We start from the raw sequence: 17,188 nt of genomic DNA, 5'->3' as shown, positions 1-17,188 counted from the left end.
GGCCTTTTTTGTTTGCCCAGCGAAGCTGGCAAACCCGTCAGGTTGAAAGAAACCTGAATCACCCTGACTGAGGGGAAGATAATCCGAATGGCAAGGGCGCTGTTGGCCAACGATAGGGTCTGAAGGAAGCCATAGGAAGTTAGAGGTACACAACGAAAGTGAACCTGATTCGGCAAGACAGGAGGGTAAGCGTGCAAAATAGCGTGAAGCCCGATACTCAGTCAGTCCTGTTTTGTGTTTGAGGGTGGGATTTCTAACAGGGAGCCAGTGCAGTAACTGGGGAAGCCTGGCATTGGATCCAATCAAATGGTTGGACGTATCGTTCAAGGAGTGATCCAAGAATGTTGCGAGTGTGAGGTGGCAGATGAACCCGTAGTAGTGAGTAAGGCTAGGCCGATGAAAGCCAGTAATGGTGTGGAGGGTAAAACCAAGCCGACTATCAGCATTGTGTTTGATAGGATCCATTTTAGCCAAAAGCTTAAATGGATTGCGAAGGGGGGAAGCAGACTTTAAGACTCTGATGAGTTGTGAGTTTTTTTATCATTGATACACAAGCCGCCTGATCAGCGGGACAAGTCGAATCGGTGCGCTAGGAATAGTGATGTCTGGCGAGACAGGCCGTATATGGGAAGTAATTGTAGTCAAATTTGGTAGATTGCCTCAGTGCTAGAACGCCAAACCCTGCAATGAAAGTTACCACAATGTTAGAAAATGAACGATGTCCATAGGGCGCACGATACTAGATTGCAAATTAGCATTGTGTCACTTAGCAAGTGATATGAAGTATGCAGGAGCCGTATACGAGGCCCGTACGTACGGTTCTGTGAGAGGGATGAGGCGCAAGCCTCACCCTACTCGATATGTGCAATAGATGACACTTTTGGTCTATTTATGACAGTTTCGTAATAAAACTGTCACAGAAAACTCCTATCCTACGCGCAGAAATTTATAGTCGGATACAACCGATTTCTTTTAACTTTAAAGGTTTGAATGTATGAAGCTTATCAATGCCTTGCTTGTGGCAGGTGCGCTAGCAGCGACACCCGTGCTTGCACAAGACGATGAAGTCTTAAAACCCGTTGTCGATGAGGCAGCGAAAATAAACGAGTCAGCGGCGAAATCGCAAGAAAAGATCAACGGTATTACCGATCAAATCGACAGCAAACTTCAACAGTTCAAAACATTGATGAAAGAAATCGAAGGCCTTGAGGTTTATAACACTCAGCTTCGTAAGCAAATCAATAACCAAGAACAAGAAATGGCAGACCTAAATGCTGCTATCGATGAAGTGTCTGTTGTTGAGCGTCAAATCACGCCACTAATGATGCGCATGATTGACGGCCTAGAGCAATTTGTTGCGCTAGACGTACCATTCCTTCCAGAAGAGCGCGCGAATCGCGTTGCTGACCTTCGCGCTATGATGGACCGTGCCGACGTTGCTGCGTCTGAGAAATTCCGCCGCGTAATGGAAGCGTATCAAGTAGAGATGGACTACGGCCGCACTATGGAAGCATACAGCGGTATTCATTCAATTAACGGTCAAGAGCGTGACGTTGAATTCCTACGCCTTGGTCGCACAGCGCTAATTTATCAAACACGTGACGCAAGCATGCAGGGTGTTTGGAACAAGCAAACTCGTCAGTGGGAAGAGCTTGATAGCAGCTACCGTACACAAATTACAAAAGGTCTGCGCATGGCGAAGAAGCAACTTGCACCAGACTTGCTAATGCTGCCAGTGGCAATTACAGACTAAGAGGTTGATGAGAATGTTTAACACAGTAAAACGTATCGCTGTTGGTCTAGCAGCCCTTAGCATCAGCGTTGGTGCTTTCGCACAAAGCGACCGTGCCATGGACTTAGACGCACTTCTTAAGCAACTAGAAGAAGGTCAGTTCGCACAGTCTCAGCAAAACAAACAGCGCGAGCGTGATTTCCAAGCGCAACGTGCAGAGCAAGATCGCATTCTTCGCGAAACTCGTGAAAAGCGCGACCAAATGCTTGCACAATCAGAGCAGCTTGAAACTCAGTTCGAAGAAAACGAATTCAAACTGGCTGACTTAAACGGTGCACTAGACACACGTCTTGGTTCACTTAAAGAGCTATTCGGTGTGCTTCAGCAAATCGCTGGCGACACCAAAAACAAATTCTATAACTCAGTGGTTTCTGCACAAATCCCTGGCCGTGCTGACTTCCTTGATAAGATGGCACAAGACATGGGTTCAAGCTCAAAACTTGCATCAATTGAAGAAATTGAGCGCGTTTGGTTTGAAATGCAGCGTGAAATGACTGAAGCCGGCAAAGTCACTACGTTCAAGACAGACGTTGTTGAAGCAGGCGGTGAAAAAGTGAATAAGTCTGTTGTTCGCGTAGGTCCTTTTGCACTTGTTGCTGATGGTAAATACCTAGAGTACAACGGTGTAACAGGTACAGTATCTGAACTTGTACGTCAGCCTGCTGACCGTTACATGGATTCTGCTGCTGAACTACAAGCATCAAGCGGTGAATTAGTGCAGTTCGGTATCGACCCAACCGGTGGTTCAATCCTAGGTCTTCTTGTTCAAGCGCCTAACCTTCAAGAGCGTGTAGAGCAGGGCGGTGTTGTAGGTTACATCATTCTTATCGTTGGTGCATTCGGTCTTCTACTTGCCCTTGAGCGTCTTGTAACGCTGACGCTTATTCGCATGAAAGTGAACAAACAGCTTAAGAGCAAAGAAGTAAACACAAACAACCCGCTTGGCCGTGTACTTAAAGTACGTGACGAGCACCCAGACGCCGACGTTGAAGCACTTGAACTTCACCTTACAGAAGCGATTTTGGGCGAAGTGCCTAAGTTAGGTCGTAACCTAACTATCATTAAGATTATCTCTGTTGTAGCACCGCTTATGGGTCTGCTAGGTACGGTAACCGGTATGATCAACACCTTCCAGGCTATCACCTTGTTTGGTACGGGTGACCCGAAACTGATGGCAGGTGGTATTTCAACAGCACTTGTAACAACAGTACTAGGTCTAGTTGTAGCGATTCCAATGACACTGCTTTATGCAATGCTTAACACACGTTCTAAGAACATTGTGTATATCCTACAAGAACAGGCATCTGGCGTAATTGCAGAGCGCGCTGAGCGAGGCTAATCATGATCGAGTTTCTAGAAGCAATTCGCGATTTCACAGAAACAGGTGGCCAGGTTCTCCTGGTCATCGGTCTGCTGATATTCGTTATGTGGCTTTTGATCCTCGAGCGTGCGATGTATCTGATGGTTTGGCACAAGCAAGCCAAGAAAGAAGCGATAGCAATGTGGACAGCACGTGCCGATCGCTCTTCTTGGTTCGCAGAGCAGGTTCGTCAGAAAACAATTTCACAGTTAACCATGCGCCTAAACGGCAGCATCCCAATTATCCAGTCACTGGTTGCGCTTTGTCCGCTGCTAGGCTTGATGGGAACGGTTACCGGTATGATTGAAGTGTTCGATGTAATGGCGATTGCGGGCTCAGGTAATGCTCGTTCAATGGCGTCAGGTGTATCGAAAGCCACTATCCCCACAATGGCGGGCATGGTTGGCGCACTTTCAGGCGTATTCGCCGCTACTTGGTTAACTCGTATGGTGAAATCAGAACGCACGCATCTTGAGGATGCATTGATTATTCAACGTTAATGCTAGCTAAGCGTTAAGGTAAGGTATTTATTATGAAGCAGCACTTTCAAAACTTAGTCGATGAAGAAGAAGCAGCCATCGACATGACGCCCATGCTGGACGTTGTATTTATCATGTTGATCTTCTTCATTGTGACTGCGTCATTTGTGAAAGAAGCGGGTATCGATGTTAACCGTCCAGAAGCAGCAACTGCTGTGAAAAAGGACCGTGCTAATATCCTTATCGCTATTTCAGATAAAGGCGAAATTTGGATTAACAAGCGCCGTATCGACGTTCGCGCAGTACAAGCGAACATTGAGCGTCTTCGCGCAGAAAACCCACAGGGTTCTGTTGTAATTCAGGCTGACAAAAAAGCCACAACAGAAACACTGATTAAGGTTATGGACGCGTCGCGAGCCGCTGGCGTTTACGATGTTTCGATTGCAGCCCAAGAGCAATAAATCATGCCACGATATTTAATCGCATTTGTTATTTCCCTTGCGATCACGTTAGGCCTGTTCTTCTTGATGCAATCGCTTATCAAGATGGGTGGCAGCGCACTAACTGAGCCGCCTAAGGGAAGCGTGCTTGACTTCGTAAGGGTTAAGCAGGATGAACAGGTTGAGAAAAAAGATCGTAAGCCGAAGAAGCCACCTAAGCCTGAAGAGCCGCCACCGCAAATGGAGCAGCCTCAAATGGACTCACCTTCTCCAGATGCAGAAGGTACGTCGATGGACTTTGGTGCTGAAGTCGGAGACGACATCTCGCTAGAAGGCGGGCTGGCCCTCGAATCCGGTGACGGTGAATATCTTCCTATTGTTAAGGTTGCGCCAGTGTATCCACGACGTGCACTTCAACGGGGTATTGAAGGTTTCGTTATTGTTGAATTTACAGTAACTAAACAAGGCGCAGTACGCGACCCAATTGTTGTTGAAGCTAACCCTTCAGGTATTTTTGAACAAGCGGCTATTGATGCAGCAATGAAGTTCAAATATAAGCCTCGAGTGGTAAATGGCGAAGCAACGGAAGTGTCTGGTGTACAAAACCGTATTACGTTCCAAATTGACGGGTAACAGAACATGATGAGAAAACAGACGAATACATTGCTTAGTGCACTGGCGTTTGCATTTGCATCGGCCACAGTATCTGTACCTACTATGTTCATTGCTTCTAACGCTACAGCGCAAGAGGCTGAGCAGCAAGATGGACAAGAGATAAAAGCTAGCGATAAGCAAACCCGTCGCGTGCCTACGCTTCGCGGTAAAGTCTACGAGCAGCTAGCCCGTGCACAAACGGCAGCTGATGAAGCGGGCAATGTAGAAGAAGCTATTTCCATTTTGAAAGAAGTGGAAGATAAGTCTCATTCTATGAACGCCTACGAAAAAGCGATGATGTACAACTTTTTCGGCTTCATTTATTACAACAACGAAGACTATGCAAAAGCGTTGGAGTCGTTTGCCAAGGTAGTAGAGCAACAGCCTATTCCTGAAAAGTTCGAAATGACTACACTTTTCAGTTTGGCGCAGCTTAACCTTATGCAGGGTAATTACGACGATACCATCACTTACTTAGAGCGTTGGGAAAGTCTTAATGCGGGCCCTGTGCCGGTGAAAAACAAAGTCATCAAGGCCCAAGCGTACTATCAGAATAAGCAGTACGAGCAAGCCGCAACGTGGATTTCTGAAGCCGTTGCCGACCACGAAGCAGAAGGCATGATCCCCGATGAAGGGTGGTTAATTCTTCAGCGTGCTATTTTCTATGAACTCAAGCAGCCTCAAAAGGTTAAAGACGTTCTGGTTAAAATGGTGAAGCTATTTGACGAGCCTAAGTATTGGATCCAGCTAGCGGGTATGTACGGTGAGCTAGGCGAAGAGCGCAAGCAGTTGGCTATTATGGAAACCGCTTATCAGCGCGGGTTCGTTAATACATCCGCTGATGTGTTTAACATGGCGCAGCTTTATTACTATCATCGCGTACCTTACAAAGGTGCTAAGTTGATGGAGCAGGCGATGAACGACGGCGTGCTAGAGAAAAACTTGCGCAACCTTAAGTTCTTAGGCCAAAGCTGGTCACTTGCTAAAGAGCAAGACAAAGCCATTCCCGTTATGATGCAAGCGGCTGAACTGTCTGAAGACGGTGAGTTAGATGCACAGTTAGCGCAAATTCTTCTTAACGAAGAGCGTTTCGACGATGCAATTGCTGCGGCAGACCGAGCCGTTGAAAAGGGCGATTTGAGAAACCCTGGTTTGGTTTACCTGATTAAAGGCATGGCACTTTACAACAAGAAGCAATATGCCCTTGCGCTTAATCAGCTAGCTGAAGCAGAAAAGCATCAGAAAAGTCGTGCCATGGCACAGCAATGGAAGCAGTTTGTGCAGGGCGAAAAGCGTCAGGCAGACGCCATTGCAGCTGAGTTAGGTACAAGTTAAGAATCGTACTTTCGTTAATACATCATTTAAAAGGGTCGAATAATATTCGACCCTTTTTTATGCGCTAGGGAAAAGTACTTGAGGCAATAAGTCAGACACCGAGGCCATCTTTCCTTCTGCCTCTAACTGGTTCCAATAGCGTTTGGTTTCTAAAACCTCTTCCTTTATTGAAAGAAAGCAGTCGACCAATACGGGATCAAAGTGCTGGCCTGAACCTCGTTTAAGATGATCAAAAGCATCATCGTCAGCCCACGCTTTTTTATAAGGCCTTTTCATTGTAAGGGCGTCGAAAACATCGGCGATAGCTACGATACGTGCACTTTCAGGTATCGCCTCTTCCCTTAATCCTCTTGGATAGCCTGTGCCATCCCACTTTTCGTGATGACATAAAGCAATCTCGGCTGCGAGGTTAAAGAGCGGGGTATCACATTGAGACAGTATTCTGTGCCCTATTTCAGCATGAGAGCGCATAACCTCCATTTCGCTCAATGACAATCGCCGAGGTGCTTTTAATATTGCGTCTGCAATACCTATTTTGCCTGTGTCATGCATTGGAGCAGCTTGCGCGAGCAGGCACGCTTTTTCGAAAGGCCAACCGTGAGCCAGAGCAAGACATTGGCTGTAAGCTGCCATCCGCCAAATATGATGACCGGTATCGGTATCATTGTAATGACCAGCGGCAGCTAGCATGCTGATTGCGCTTTGTTGGCTTTTACTTAGTTCCTTAGTACGCGCCGCTACAAGGTTTTCGGCCATCCGCATTTGATGGGCTAAACTAATGTGAGTTTTAACGCGAGCGAGGGTGATACTCGGTGATACGGGTTTGGTTATGTAGTCTACTGCACCAAGTTTGAAACCTTTTTCTTCGTCCTCTCCTTGAGTTAAGGCTGTAACGAAAATAACAGGTATATGGCTAAGCGCCTCGTTAGCTTTGAGTTTTTTACATACCTCAAACCCGTCCATACCGGGCATCATTATATCTAACAATATAAGGTCGGGAGTAAACTGCTGGGTAATCTTAAGTGCTATTGTTCCCGAAGGCGCAACCTTTACATCATAGTAAGGGCCTAAAATGCCTAATAGAATATCGATATTTGCGGGCTCATCATCAACCACTAATATGCTAAACCTATGTGCTTCATTACGTTGATTATTCATCGGTAATATCGCCTATCAGTTGCGTAATAACCGCTTGAGCACTTTCGAAATCGTAAATGGTAGCAAGCTGTTTCAATCGGTTAATCTTATGTGCATAGACCGACTCGCTGTAATTGGCTGCCAATACGTTGATGTATTCAACCGCTTTCGCGTCATAAGATTGAAGCGCCTGCTCAACGTTGCGTAGGGTCGATAGCATGGAGGATTTATCGAAGTTCGTACCGCTTTGATGCATGTTGTCGGTGTCGTTTTTATCGATAGTGTGAGCAATTAGGCGTAGCGTTGCATCTAGCTGAAACGATAAGTTTGTTACGTGTCTTGCATTAACAGCTTCATTTCTCTCTTGTGCTTCTATAAGAGGAAGCAGGCTTTGCTCAAGCGTTGTGGCGCCAATAAGCTGAGCATCTTCAAGCAGAGAGGTTAACAGTTTCGACGTGTTCGTCTGTGTATGAAAAATATCGAGCAAGTCAGACATAACACCACGCTGGCTGTAGGTTTTATAAAACGTTAGCAGCGACGAGATAAACTGGCTCATTTCGTCCGGAGGGTTTATTTCAATGTAGCCTGAATGTATGTGAATATCGATGGTATGAACGATTTCATCCGCGGTAGCGGGCTTAACCAAGTGCTGACACATACCGGCGGTAAGCGCGCTTTCAGAAGCCTCCTGAGACTCATCGGCACTAAGCGCAATAATTGGCGTATACCAGTCTTTTTTCTGGGTAAGTTGTTCTGCAACTTCATAGCCCGATACGCCGGGTAAGTAGCAATCCAAGAGTATAGCGTCAAATTTGCTCATTTCGCATAACGCAAGTGCCTGCTCACCCGATGAAGCAACAGCAACATTAATACCTAGATCAGAAAGTATTTGCTGGCTAATCTCTACACTAATTGCGTCGTCATCTACCACAAGCACATGTTTGTTTAAAAGGCGCCTGGTTCGCCATTTTCGACTTTCAAGGCCTTCTAGTGTCCGCTTACTGAGTGATAGTTGAGCTGGAGATAGTGTTGAAATAAGTTCTGTGTCGGTAAACGGAAGCTCAATGATATTTATATTTTGAACAAGGGCACTTCCCATTCGCTTTTGTACGTCTTGCTTGTTGAGGGGACTGATTAATGTAGTAAGGTTTAGCGACTGATATTCACCAAACTGCATGTGTTTAATGAAGCTATTCCAGCTTTGCTCATCATCTGGTAGAAATGCGATAGTTTGAGAGGCTTTACTCGGCAATAGCCCTTCAACCTGGTCGATTATTTGGCAGTGAATGTTATGTCTGTTCAATGTTGCCGCAAGTATTTCGCATCCTTGGCTCACGCTTTCGTGTGTTTGAATGCACAGTACATTGTCGGGAACCGATACGGGAAGTTGAGGGCCTGTACCAGGGCCTTCATCAGAACAGACAGGCAATGCAAAGGAAAAACAGCTTCCCTTGTCTACCTCGCTTTCCAAGGTTAAGTCACCACCCATCAGTTCAACCAGACGCTTACATATCGCAAGGCCAAGGCCGGTTCCCCCATACTCTCTGGAAATGGATGCATCAGCCTGAACAAAGGCTTTGAAAAGTTTTGATTTTACTTGCTCACTGATACCCATACCGGTATCGGAAACACTGAATGCTAATTGGTTTTCGCGCTTTTCAACCGTCAGTATTACGTGGCCGCTGGCGGTAAATTTTATAGCATTACTTAAAAGGTTGAGCAGTACTTGGTATATCTTTTCGCTGTCGCCACGACATTGCAAATTAGTATGGCACCGAATATCAAAAAGCAACTGAAGCTGCTTTTGTTGCGCCTTTACTTGAAAGACTTGAGCGAGTTTATCGATGGTTTTTGTTAAGGTGAAGGGCTCATCAACTATCTCTATTTTGTCTGCTTCCACTTTAGAAAAATCGAGAATGCTATTCATCAGGTCTAACAATGCTGTAGAGCTGCGCTGCACTTTTTCTAAATATTGCTGACGTTGCTCATTGTCGGTGGATTCTAGGGCAAGGTGAGTGAGGCCGATAATGGCGTTCATCGGTGTTCTTATTTCATGGCTCATTGTGGCAAGGAAGTCGCTTTTTGCCTTGTTAGCACTTTGGGCTTCGTCATAAGCCTTTTGGAGTTTTTGTTCTATAGCTTTTTGACCGCTTATGTCGTTGAATACGCCCACGTGTCCATCGGGCTTTCCTTCTTTATCAAGCAGAGGAACCGCAACAATAGATATGGGAAAAAGGCGGCCCCGTTTATCGGTGAAGAAGTCTTCATAAGACGTGTAAGACTGACCGCTTCGGATAGTGAGGTTAACTGGACATTGCTCTCTAGGAAGGAGAGTTCCATCCCCTTTTTGATAATGGACCGTGTCGTGGAAACGTCGGCCTTGTAATTCGTCAAGCGACCACCCTAATAATCGCGAGGCAGCGGGATTGAGAAACTGTGTTGTACCTTCACCGTTTACGGCATACACACCCTCGCCGATGCTATCAGTGATACTTCGATAGAACGCGCGCCCTTCGGAAAGTCTCGTCTCTAATCGCTTTTGTTCTGATATATCGGTGGCAATAGCAATTAGGTGGTCTACCCGCGGCGGTGACTTAATGACGGGAACCAGAGTGGCAAATACGTACCAAGGTTCGCCCAACTTAGTCAGACTATGTACTTCGCCTTGCCAGGTTTGGCCTTGAGATAGCGAAACAAAAATATCTGATTTTTCCTGCTCGGACATATTGGTAATATCGAATGCGGAGATATTTTCCCCAATTATCTCGTCAATTGAAAAATCAGATAGTTGGCTGCACTTGTCATTAGCGCTTAGAATTTTACCGTTTACGTCCATTGTCGCAACAATGCCGTGTTTATCCATGGCCTGCCGCTGTAAAAGCTGCGCGCTCATGTGAACTCTCCTACAACAATGTTGAATTGCAGGACAGAACGACGGTTAGTTTTGACAGACAATGTCATAAATTGCATATGTGCAACAAAAGTGAATGGGATATAGATAAGTTATAGTCTGTACCGCGCTTATTTCCAATGAAATCAGATTATCCTTTGGTAGCAATAACCTGATTTTTCAATGGAAAACGCGTAAAACTAGGCATTAAGCACCGCGCTGAATGTGCGGCGCAAGTGGGGGAGTCATTAGGCCGAACGAAGCTCTCTACGTAGAATTTTTCCGACGGTAGATTTTGGTAGCTCGTCAAGTATCGTGATCGACTTAGGGATCTTGTAATTTGTGAGGTGCTGTTTACAAAAATCAATGACGTCTTGTGTCGATACATCGCTTGAAACAGTAATAAATGCACACACTCGCTCACCGGTCTTTTCATCGGGTTTACCCACAACTGCGGCTTCCATCACGCTAGGGTGAGTTGTAAGTACATCTTCAATCTCGTTCGGATAGACATTAAAGCCAGAGACAATAATCATATCTTTTAAACGATCTACAATTTTAATTGCCCCAGATTCGGTGCGAATGCCAATGTCCCCGGTTTTAAAGAAGCCATCTTGGGTCATGACTTTGGCAGTTTCGTCGCCTCGGTTCCAATAACCCAGCATAACCTGAGGTCCGCGAACTGCAATTTGCCCCGACTCACCATCGGCTACCGGCTTATCATGGCTATCCAGTAACGCAACTTCAGTGCCTTCTAGTTCGTGCCCCACCGTGCCAATCTCTTCTTTACCAGGAATGTTAAAAGATACAACTGGCGCAGTTTCTGATAGCCCGTAGCCCTCGGTGATGGTGTTCCCGGTTACGTCTCGCCAAATGGATACTGCGGCTTGAGTAAGTGCGGTGCCGCCAGACATTGTGAGGTGTAATTTAGAAAAGTCTAACTTTGCAAATTCAGGGTGTCTCCCAAGACCAACAAACAAGGTGTTGATCCCCATGAACGCTGAAATTCTATGGGGCTTGAGTGTTTGAATGAAACCGTCGATATCCCGCGGATTGGGTATAAGAATTATCTGAGTACCTTTGGCAAAGAGCGCCATCATTCCAACCGTAAATGCATAAATATGATAAAGCGGTAATGGGCATACCAATACTTCTTCACCATCTTTGAAGCCCTCACCAATACGGTCGAGCATTTGGATGCAGTTAGCTAAAACGTTTTTATTACTTAAGGCTGCGCCCTTCGATACCCCTGTAGTACCACCGGTGTATTGCAACATGGCGAGTTCATCTAGAGCAATAGAAGGACGTTCAAATGCAGGCAGTGTATTGCCTAGCTCCACTGCTTGTGTGAATGAAACCGTACCATCGAGATTTGGTGCAGTGTTAGGGTCTAAAAGCTCTGTTGCCGATGTGGTGATAACGGTTTCGATACTAGTATCATCTTTTATGCTAGTGAATTTGGGGAGCAAATCACCCAGAATAACCAGAGCTTTCGCGCCACTATCAGTGAACTGGTGCTTCATCTCGCGTTCGGTATAAAGCGGGTTTGTATTTACTACAACAAGGCCTGCACGTAAGGCAGCATAAACAACAATAGGGTTTTGAATTAAATTAGGAAGTTGTATGGCGACTTTGGTACCAGGAGACAATTTAGCTTCGTGAACAAAGTAGCGGGCTAACGCTGATGACTTACGGTCTATCTCGGCAAATGTAAGTGTTTGTCCAAGCGCCGTATACGCTGGCCTGTCGGCAAATTTTTGCAAAACGCTTTCAATATAATCGGCTAAGCAGGTCACGTTATCAGGATAAGTTATCATGTTGCTTGTTCCTAGTAGGGCAAAGTAAGTAGGGTGTTTATGCCTTACAGTAGCAAACTTAACTTTTCATTTACATCAGGGTTGGGTTATTTAGTATTATAATTTTTAGTTATCAATTGTTTGTAGAACTATTACTTAAGTAACTATATAGCCCACCAGCACAGATGCCTGCCATGCATTGTGCGGTAAGTCCTAAGGTAGTGCGAGCGCCTGCAATTAGGGTCACATTCAATATGGGCTGCATGGCAATGAGCATTAATAAGAACGACAGGCCTCCCGCTATTGTGAAAAGAATAAATCGGGTACGGTTGGAAGAGCCACTAGCATTTTGATTAAGACGTCTGACGATGAAATGTGTCGCCAAGAACGCCAACAATAAGGTAACAGCAATAATCACGCCGTAAGTAGGCAAAAGGCCTAGTGCATCTTGCCATATCATGAAAAACCAATCGCTTGGATTCATATCAACATCAATTCGAATGAGTCCGATTAAAACGGCACACGAATGAAACGTACTTGCTAGTAGAAAGCCGACGGCCCATGATGGTAAAAAATGGAAAATAGTGCGTCGTATTAGGTTGTTCATTTTTGTAGTCCAAGATTTGTCGCACAGTGCATTAGAACAAAACTCAACAGGCCTCAAATGGTTTGAGCGTGGCAATAGGGTATACCATAGTATGTTAAGTAAAAGAGGACAATCACAATGAAGTCATGGCGTACGATGATCAGTTTACTGGCTTTTTCTTTATTGGGAGCTGCTTTGGCTCCTGCTTTTGCCGTAACTACTGCCTCTGAACTCACTCAAAAGCACGCATCTAATACTGAGCAACGTGAAGCAGGTAGCTCAAATCTAACGGCCTATGAAAATTTCGACCAGCATGTCATGACAGAAGATATCGCTACCTCACTGGCGTTTCCCAAGGCCTTAACGACGGTTATCGATAAGGCTCAGGCAAGCACCCATATATTGATAGTAACGCGAGATGGTGAGCTGGTAATTATTGACAATAAGGGGGAAAGTGCGCGGTTTTCTTTAATGCTCGATGACTTGTACACCAAAGGGCAAGGAGGCGTACTCGATCTTCTTATACCCTCGCAATTCCCTGAAGACAGAACCGTGTTGCTGAGTTATTCCAAGGGGAGCGATAGTGCAAACCGTCTTGCCATAGTAAAAGGACAGCTTTCCCTTACTTCTGGCATTACTAACATTCAGCCAGTGTTCGCACTGGCACAAGCCAAAGACACGCCTGTGCACTACGGTGGGAAACTGCTTCAACTAGAGGGCAGTGCTTTACACACAAAACAGGGCTTTTTGGTTACGACAGGAGATGGCTTTGATTATCGCGAGCAAGCGCAAGTTATCAGTTCACAACTAGGAAAAGTGCTAGGGTTCACAATAGACGGCAAGCCGTTGGCCAACCCTCCTTTTCCTGATAACCCCTTTATTTTTAGTATTGGACACCGCAATCCCCAAGGACTTGTAGAGGGGAGTGACGGTAACCTATTTTTGCATGAGCACGGCCCAGATGGCGGTGATGAAGTAAACCTTTTACAACAAGGCGCAAATTATGGTTGGCCAGTTGTTACACTAGGCAAAGACTATTCCGGCGCTAGAATTTCGCCTTTTTCGACCTATCCGGGTATGACTGGCCCCATTGTAGACTGGACACCTTCTATAGCGCCATCCTCCATGATCTACTATTCCCATGGGCGTTTCCCGATGCTAGCTAATACGTTACTTGTTACCAGCTTGAAAGCCAAAGCTTTGTATGCAGTTAGAGCCGTATCGAATGAATATATCTCTACAAAAATTTTTGTGGGACCTGGGGAACGGCTGCGGGATATTGCGCTTGATCATCAAGGTAACCTGCTTCTTTTGACCGATGGTGAAAATGGAAGAGTGATCGAGGTATCGCCAAGAGGAAATTAGGCACAGAAAACATTAATAAATGAAATTTTGTTTCAAAATTGATGGTAATTTGTACTGGTAGCACCATAAATAAAATGAATGTCTGTCATAAATGCAACACTATTATTTATCTTTATTGGTCAAACCATTCAAGCTAAATATCGTCATTGATTTCAAATGGTTTGCTTCTAACTGCATGAAATTATTGGCTTAATTTTGCTTTTAATTAAAATTCGTTTTTCTAGTAAAAATGTAAGTGCTTTAACACAACGACAGTTTAGGCGGGTGAATACCTAACTGTTTACTTTCAGTCATTACGTAACCGCTAAAAATCGGTTAAAATATCCCTCATTTTTATATGCGTATAGCTAAGACCGACTTAACACTACGCCCAAGTAAAACTAAGACCGAGAGAACTATATGAGTTTGTATTCAGAATATCTGGCAGAGATCGAAACCCGTAAAACGGAACTAGGTCTTAACCCTAAGCCAATCGACAGTGCAGATCTGCTGTCTGAAATTATTGCTCAAATTAAAGATACAACAAACGAGCATCGCGAAGACTCTCTAAAATTCTTTATCTATAACACGCTTCCAGGTACTACACCTGCGGCGGGTGTTAAAGCACAATTCCTAAAAGAAATTGTACTTGGCGAAGAAAAAGTAGAAGAAATTACCCCTGAGTTTGCGCTTGAACTACTTTCACACATGAAAGGTGGTCCGTCTGTAGAAGTACTACTAGACCTAGCACTTTCTGATGACGAAGCGGTTGCTAAGCCTGCGGCAGAAGTATTGAAGACTCAAGTTTATCTATACGAAGCTGACACTGAGCGTCTTGAAAATGCATTCAAAGCTGGCAATGCTATTGCTAAAGACGTACTAGAAAGCTACGCAAAAGCTGAATTCTTTACCAAGCTTCCTGATGTTCCAGAGAAAATTGAAGTTGTGACTTACATCGCCGCTGAAGGTGATATCTCAACTGACCTTCTTTCTCCAGGTAACCAAGCGCACTCACGTGCCGACCGTGAACTTCACGGCCAGTGCATGATCTCTCCTGAAGCGCAGCAAGAAATTGTTGAACTTGGTAAGAAGCACCCGAATGCTAAAGTGATGCTTATCGCTGAAAAAGGCACAATGGGTGTAGGTTCATCTCGTATGTCTGGTGTTAACAACGTTGCACTATGGGCAGGTGAGCCAACAAGCCCTTACATTCCATTTGTAAACAAAGCGCCAATTGTTGCTGGTACTAACGGTATTGCGCCTATCTTCCTTACTACTGTTGACGTAACCGGTGGTATTGGTCTTGACCTTAAAAACTGGGTTAAGAAAACTGATGAAAATGGTGAAATCGTTCGCGATGCAAACGGTGACCCAGTACTTGAAGAAGCTTACTCAGTAGCAACTGGTACTGTACTAACTATCGATACTAAGGCGAAGAAGCTTTACAATGGTTCAGAAGAACTTGCTGACGTATCTGCATCATTTACTCCTCAAAAAATGGAGTTCATGAAAGCCGGTGGTTCTTACGCAGTTGTATTCGGTAAGCAGCTACAATCTTTCGCAGCACGTACTCTAGGTACAAAAGCGCCAGCCGTATATGCAGCGTCGAAAGAAGTGTCTCACGAAGGCCAAGGCCTAACAGCGGTTGAAAAAATCTTTAACCGTAATGCAGTTGGCGTAAATTCAGATGCTCCGCTTCATGCTGGTTCTGACGTACGCGTTAAAGTAAACATTGTAGGTTCGCAGGATACGACTGGCCCAATGACGTGCCAAGAGCTTGAGTCAATGGCCGCTTCAACGATTTCTCCTGTTGTAGATGGTGCTTACCAGTCTGGTTGTCACACGGCATCAGTATGGGACAAAAAAGCACAAGCTAACATCCCTAAGCTTATGTCGTTCATGAACAACTTTGGTGTAATCACTGCACGTGATCCTAAAGGCGTTTACCATGCAATGACTGACGTTATTCACAAAGTGCTTAACGACATTACAGTAGACGATCGTGCCATTATCATCGGTGGTGACTCGCACACGCGTATGTCTAAAGGTGTAGCATTCGGTGCCGACTCAGGTACGGTAGCACTAGCACTTGCAACGGGTGAAGCGGCAATGCCAATCCCTGAGTCTGTGAAAGTTACTTTTAAAGGTAGCATGAAAGAGCACATGGACTTCCGTGACGTGGTTCACGCGACTCAAGCGCAAATGCTTAAGCAATTCTCTGGCGAGAACGTGTTCCAAGGTCGTGTAATTGAAGTTCAAATCGGTACTCTATTGGCTGACCAAGCATTCACATTCACTGACTGGTCTGCAGAAATGAAGGCGAAAGCATCAATCTGTATCTCAAATGACGAGACAATGATTGCGTCGCTTGAACTTGCTAAGAGCCGTATCCAAATCATGATCGACAAGGGCATGGACAACGAAGCGAACATGCTTCAAGGCCTAATTGACCTAGCTGATAAGCGTATTGCTGAAATCAAGTCTGGTGAAGAGCCAGCGCTTGCGCCAGATGACAACGCGAAGTACTACGCAGAAGTGGTTATCGATCTAGATCAAATCGACGAGCCAATGATTGCTGACCCAGACGTAAACAACGAAGACGTATCTAAGCGTTATACCCACGACGTTATCCGTCCAGTTTCTTACTATGATGGTAAGCCAGTAGACCTAGGTTTCGTTGGTTCTTGTATGGTGCACAAAGGCGACATGCAAATCATCGCGCAAATGCTGCGTAACCTAGAAAAGCTTAACGGTTCTGTTGAATTCAAAGCGCCACTAGTTGTAGCTCCACCTACATATAACATCGTTGACGAGCTTAAAGCGGAAGGCGATTGGGACGTTCTAGCGAAATATGCAGGCTTCCAGTTCGATGATGCTAAGCCTAAAGAAGCGGCGCGTACTAAGTACGACAACATTCTTTACCTAGAGCGTCCTGGATGTAACCTATGTATGGGTAACCAAGAAAAGGCTGAGCCAGGCGATACAGTTATCGCGACATCTACACGTCTTTTCCAAGGTCGTGTTGTAGCTGACTCTGCTGAGAAGAAAGGTGAATCACTACTAGGCTCTACGCCGCTAGTAGTACTTTCAACGGTTCTTGGTCGTTTCCCAACGACAGAAGAGTACAAGCAAGCAGTTGCAGGCATTGACCTAACTAAGTTTGCTCCACCTTCTGAAGACTTGGCAGTTAAGCCTAAGTTCGAAGCAAATGTAGCCGTTAAGCGCGTATAAGTACTTAACGCTTTCAAACGCATTTAAAAGCCCCAACCTCGGTTGGGGCTTTTTTGTTTGCCCAGCGAAGCTGGCAAACCCGTCAGGTTGAAAGAAACCTGAATCACCCTGACTGAGGGGAAGATAATCCGAATGGCAAGGGCG

At 45.3% G+C, this 17,188-nt stretch carries 13 protein-coding genes; 9 read left to right on the top strand and 4 right to left on the bottom strand.

Translation table 11 applies throughout. The annotated features are described in order from the left end of the window. The first annotated feature begins 306 nt into the window (after nt 1–306). The 7 genes from MHN09_RS18715 (at nt 307) to MHN09_RS18685 (ending at nt 6,060) form a co-directional block, all read left to right on the top strand. Complete coding sequence (locus tag MHN09_RS18715) at nt 307–513, top strand: hypothetical protein (RefSeq protein WP_012517740.1); 207 nt, start codon at nt 307–309, stop codon at nt 511–513. 481 nt (nt 514–994) lie between these two features. Further along, a complete protein-coding gene (locus tag MHN09_RS18710) occupies nt 995–1,753 on the top strand; it encodes a DUF3450 domain-containing protein (RefSeq protein ID WP_014948287.1) in 759 nt (252 codons plus the stop codon). A gap of 13 nt (nt 1,754–1,766) precedes the next feature. Continuing rightward, the gene (locus MHN09_RS18705; RefSeq protein ID WP_014948288.1) at nt 1,767–3,131 is read left to right on the top strand and encodes a MotA/TolQ/ExbB proton channel family protein; all 1,365 of its coding nucleotides are present in this window, start codon (nt 1,767–1,769) and stop codon (nt 3,129–3,131) included. 2 nt (nt 3,132–3,133) lie between these two features. After that, a complete protein-coding gene (locus MHN09_RS18700) occupies nt 3,134–3,652 on the top strand; it encodes a MotA/TolQ/ExbB proton channel family protein (protein ID WP_012517279.1) in 519 nt (172 codons plus the stop codon). A 32-nt stretch (nt 3,653–3,684) separates the two neighbouring features. Continuing rightward, complete coding sequence (locus MHN09_RS18695; RefSeq protein ID WP_014948289.1) at nt 3,685–4,092, top strand: biopolymer transporter ExbD; 408 nt, start codon at nt 3,685–3,687, stop codon at nt 4,090–4,092. Nucleotides 4,093–4,095: 3 nt separating this feature from the next. Then, nucleotides 4,096–4,704, top strand: coding sequence for an energy transducer TonB (locus MHN09_RS18690; protein ID WP_014948290.1), 609 nt, complete (start codon nt 4,096–4,098; stop codon nt 4,702–4,704). Between the two features lie 6 nt (nt 4,705–4,710). Further along, complete coding sequence (locus tag MHN09_RS18685) at nt 4,711–6,060, top strand: tetratricopeptide repeat protein (RefSeq protein ID WP_014948291.1); 1,350 nt, start codon at nt 4,711–4,713, stop codon at nt 6,058–6,060. Between the two features lie 57 nt (nt 6,061–6,117). On the opposite strand, the gene MHN09_RS18680 is transcribed toward MHN09_RS18685, so the two are convergent. The 4 genes from MHN09_RS18680 to MHN09_RS18665 all read right to left on the bottom strand — a co-directional run bounded on the left by MHN09_RS18680 (nt 6,118) and on the right by MHN09_RS18665 (nt 12,490). Then, on the bottom strand, nt 6,118–7,218 hold the full coding sequence (locus MHN09_RS18680; RefSeq protein WP_061439563.1) for an HD domain-containing phosphohydrolase: 1,101 nt from the start codon (nt 7,216–7,218) through the stop codon (nt 6,118–6,120). After that, nucleotides 7,211–10,090 carry a PAS domain-containing hybrid sensor histidine kinase/response regulator gene (locus MHN09_RS18675; protein ID WP_239241695.1) on the bottom strand — a complete coding sequence of 960 codons (2,880 nt, stop codon included), beginning with the start codon at nt 10,088–10,090 and terminating at the stop codon, nt 7,211–7,213. The genes MHN09_RS18680 and MHN09_RS18675 overlap by 8 nt, the downstream gene beginning before the upstream one ends. Before the next feature lie 245 nt (nt 10,091–10,335). Further along, nucleotides 10,336–11,904, bottom strand: a complete 1,569-nt coding sequence (locus tag MHN09_RS18670) for an AMP-binding protein (RefSeq protein WP_239241694.1) — start codon at nt 11,902–11,904, stop codon at nt 10,336–10,338. 112 nt (nt 11,905–12,016) lie between these two features. Continuing rightward, the gene (locus MHN09_RS18665; RefSeq protein WP_239241693.1) at nt 12,017–12,490 is read right to left on the bottom strand and encodes a hypothetical protein; all 474 of its coding nucleotides are present in this window, start codon (nt 12,488–12,490) and stop codon (nt 12,017–12,019) included. Nucleotides 12,491–12,607: 117 nt separating this feature from the next. On the opposite strand from MHN09_RS18665, the gene MHN09_RS18660 reads away from it, so the two are divergent. Both MHN09_RS18660 and MHN09_RS18655 read left to right on the top strand, forming a co-directional pair. Beyond that, nucleotides 12,608–13,834 carry a PQQ-dependent sugar dehydrogenase gene (locus MHN09_RS18660; protein WP_239241692.1) on the top strand — a complete coding sequence of 409 codons (1,227 nt, stop codon included), beginning with the start codon at nt 12,608–12,610 and terminating at the stop codon, nt 13,832–13,834. 399 nt (nt 13,835–14,233) lie between these two features. Further along, nucleotides 14,234–17,044, top strand: a complete 2,811-nt coding sequence (locus tag MHN09_RS18655) for a bifunctional aconitate hydratase 2/2-methylisocitrate dehydratase (RefSeq protein ID WP_239241691.1) — start codon at nt 14,234–14,236, stop codon at nt 17,042–17,044. Nucleotides 17,045–17,188: the final 144 nt, after the last annotated feature.

Origin of the sequence: Alteromonas sp. MmMcT2-5, assembly GCF_022348315.1 — a bacterium.
GTDB lineage: Bacteria > Pseudomonadota > Gammaproteobacteria > Enterobacterales > Alteromonadaceae > Alteromonas > Alteromonas macleodii.
Note: the sequence above shows the minus strand (reverse complement) of the source record. Positions and strands in the feature narration are given on the sequence as shown.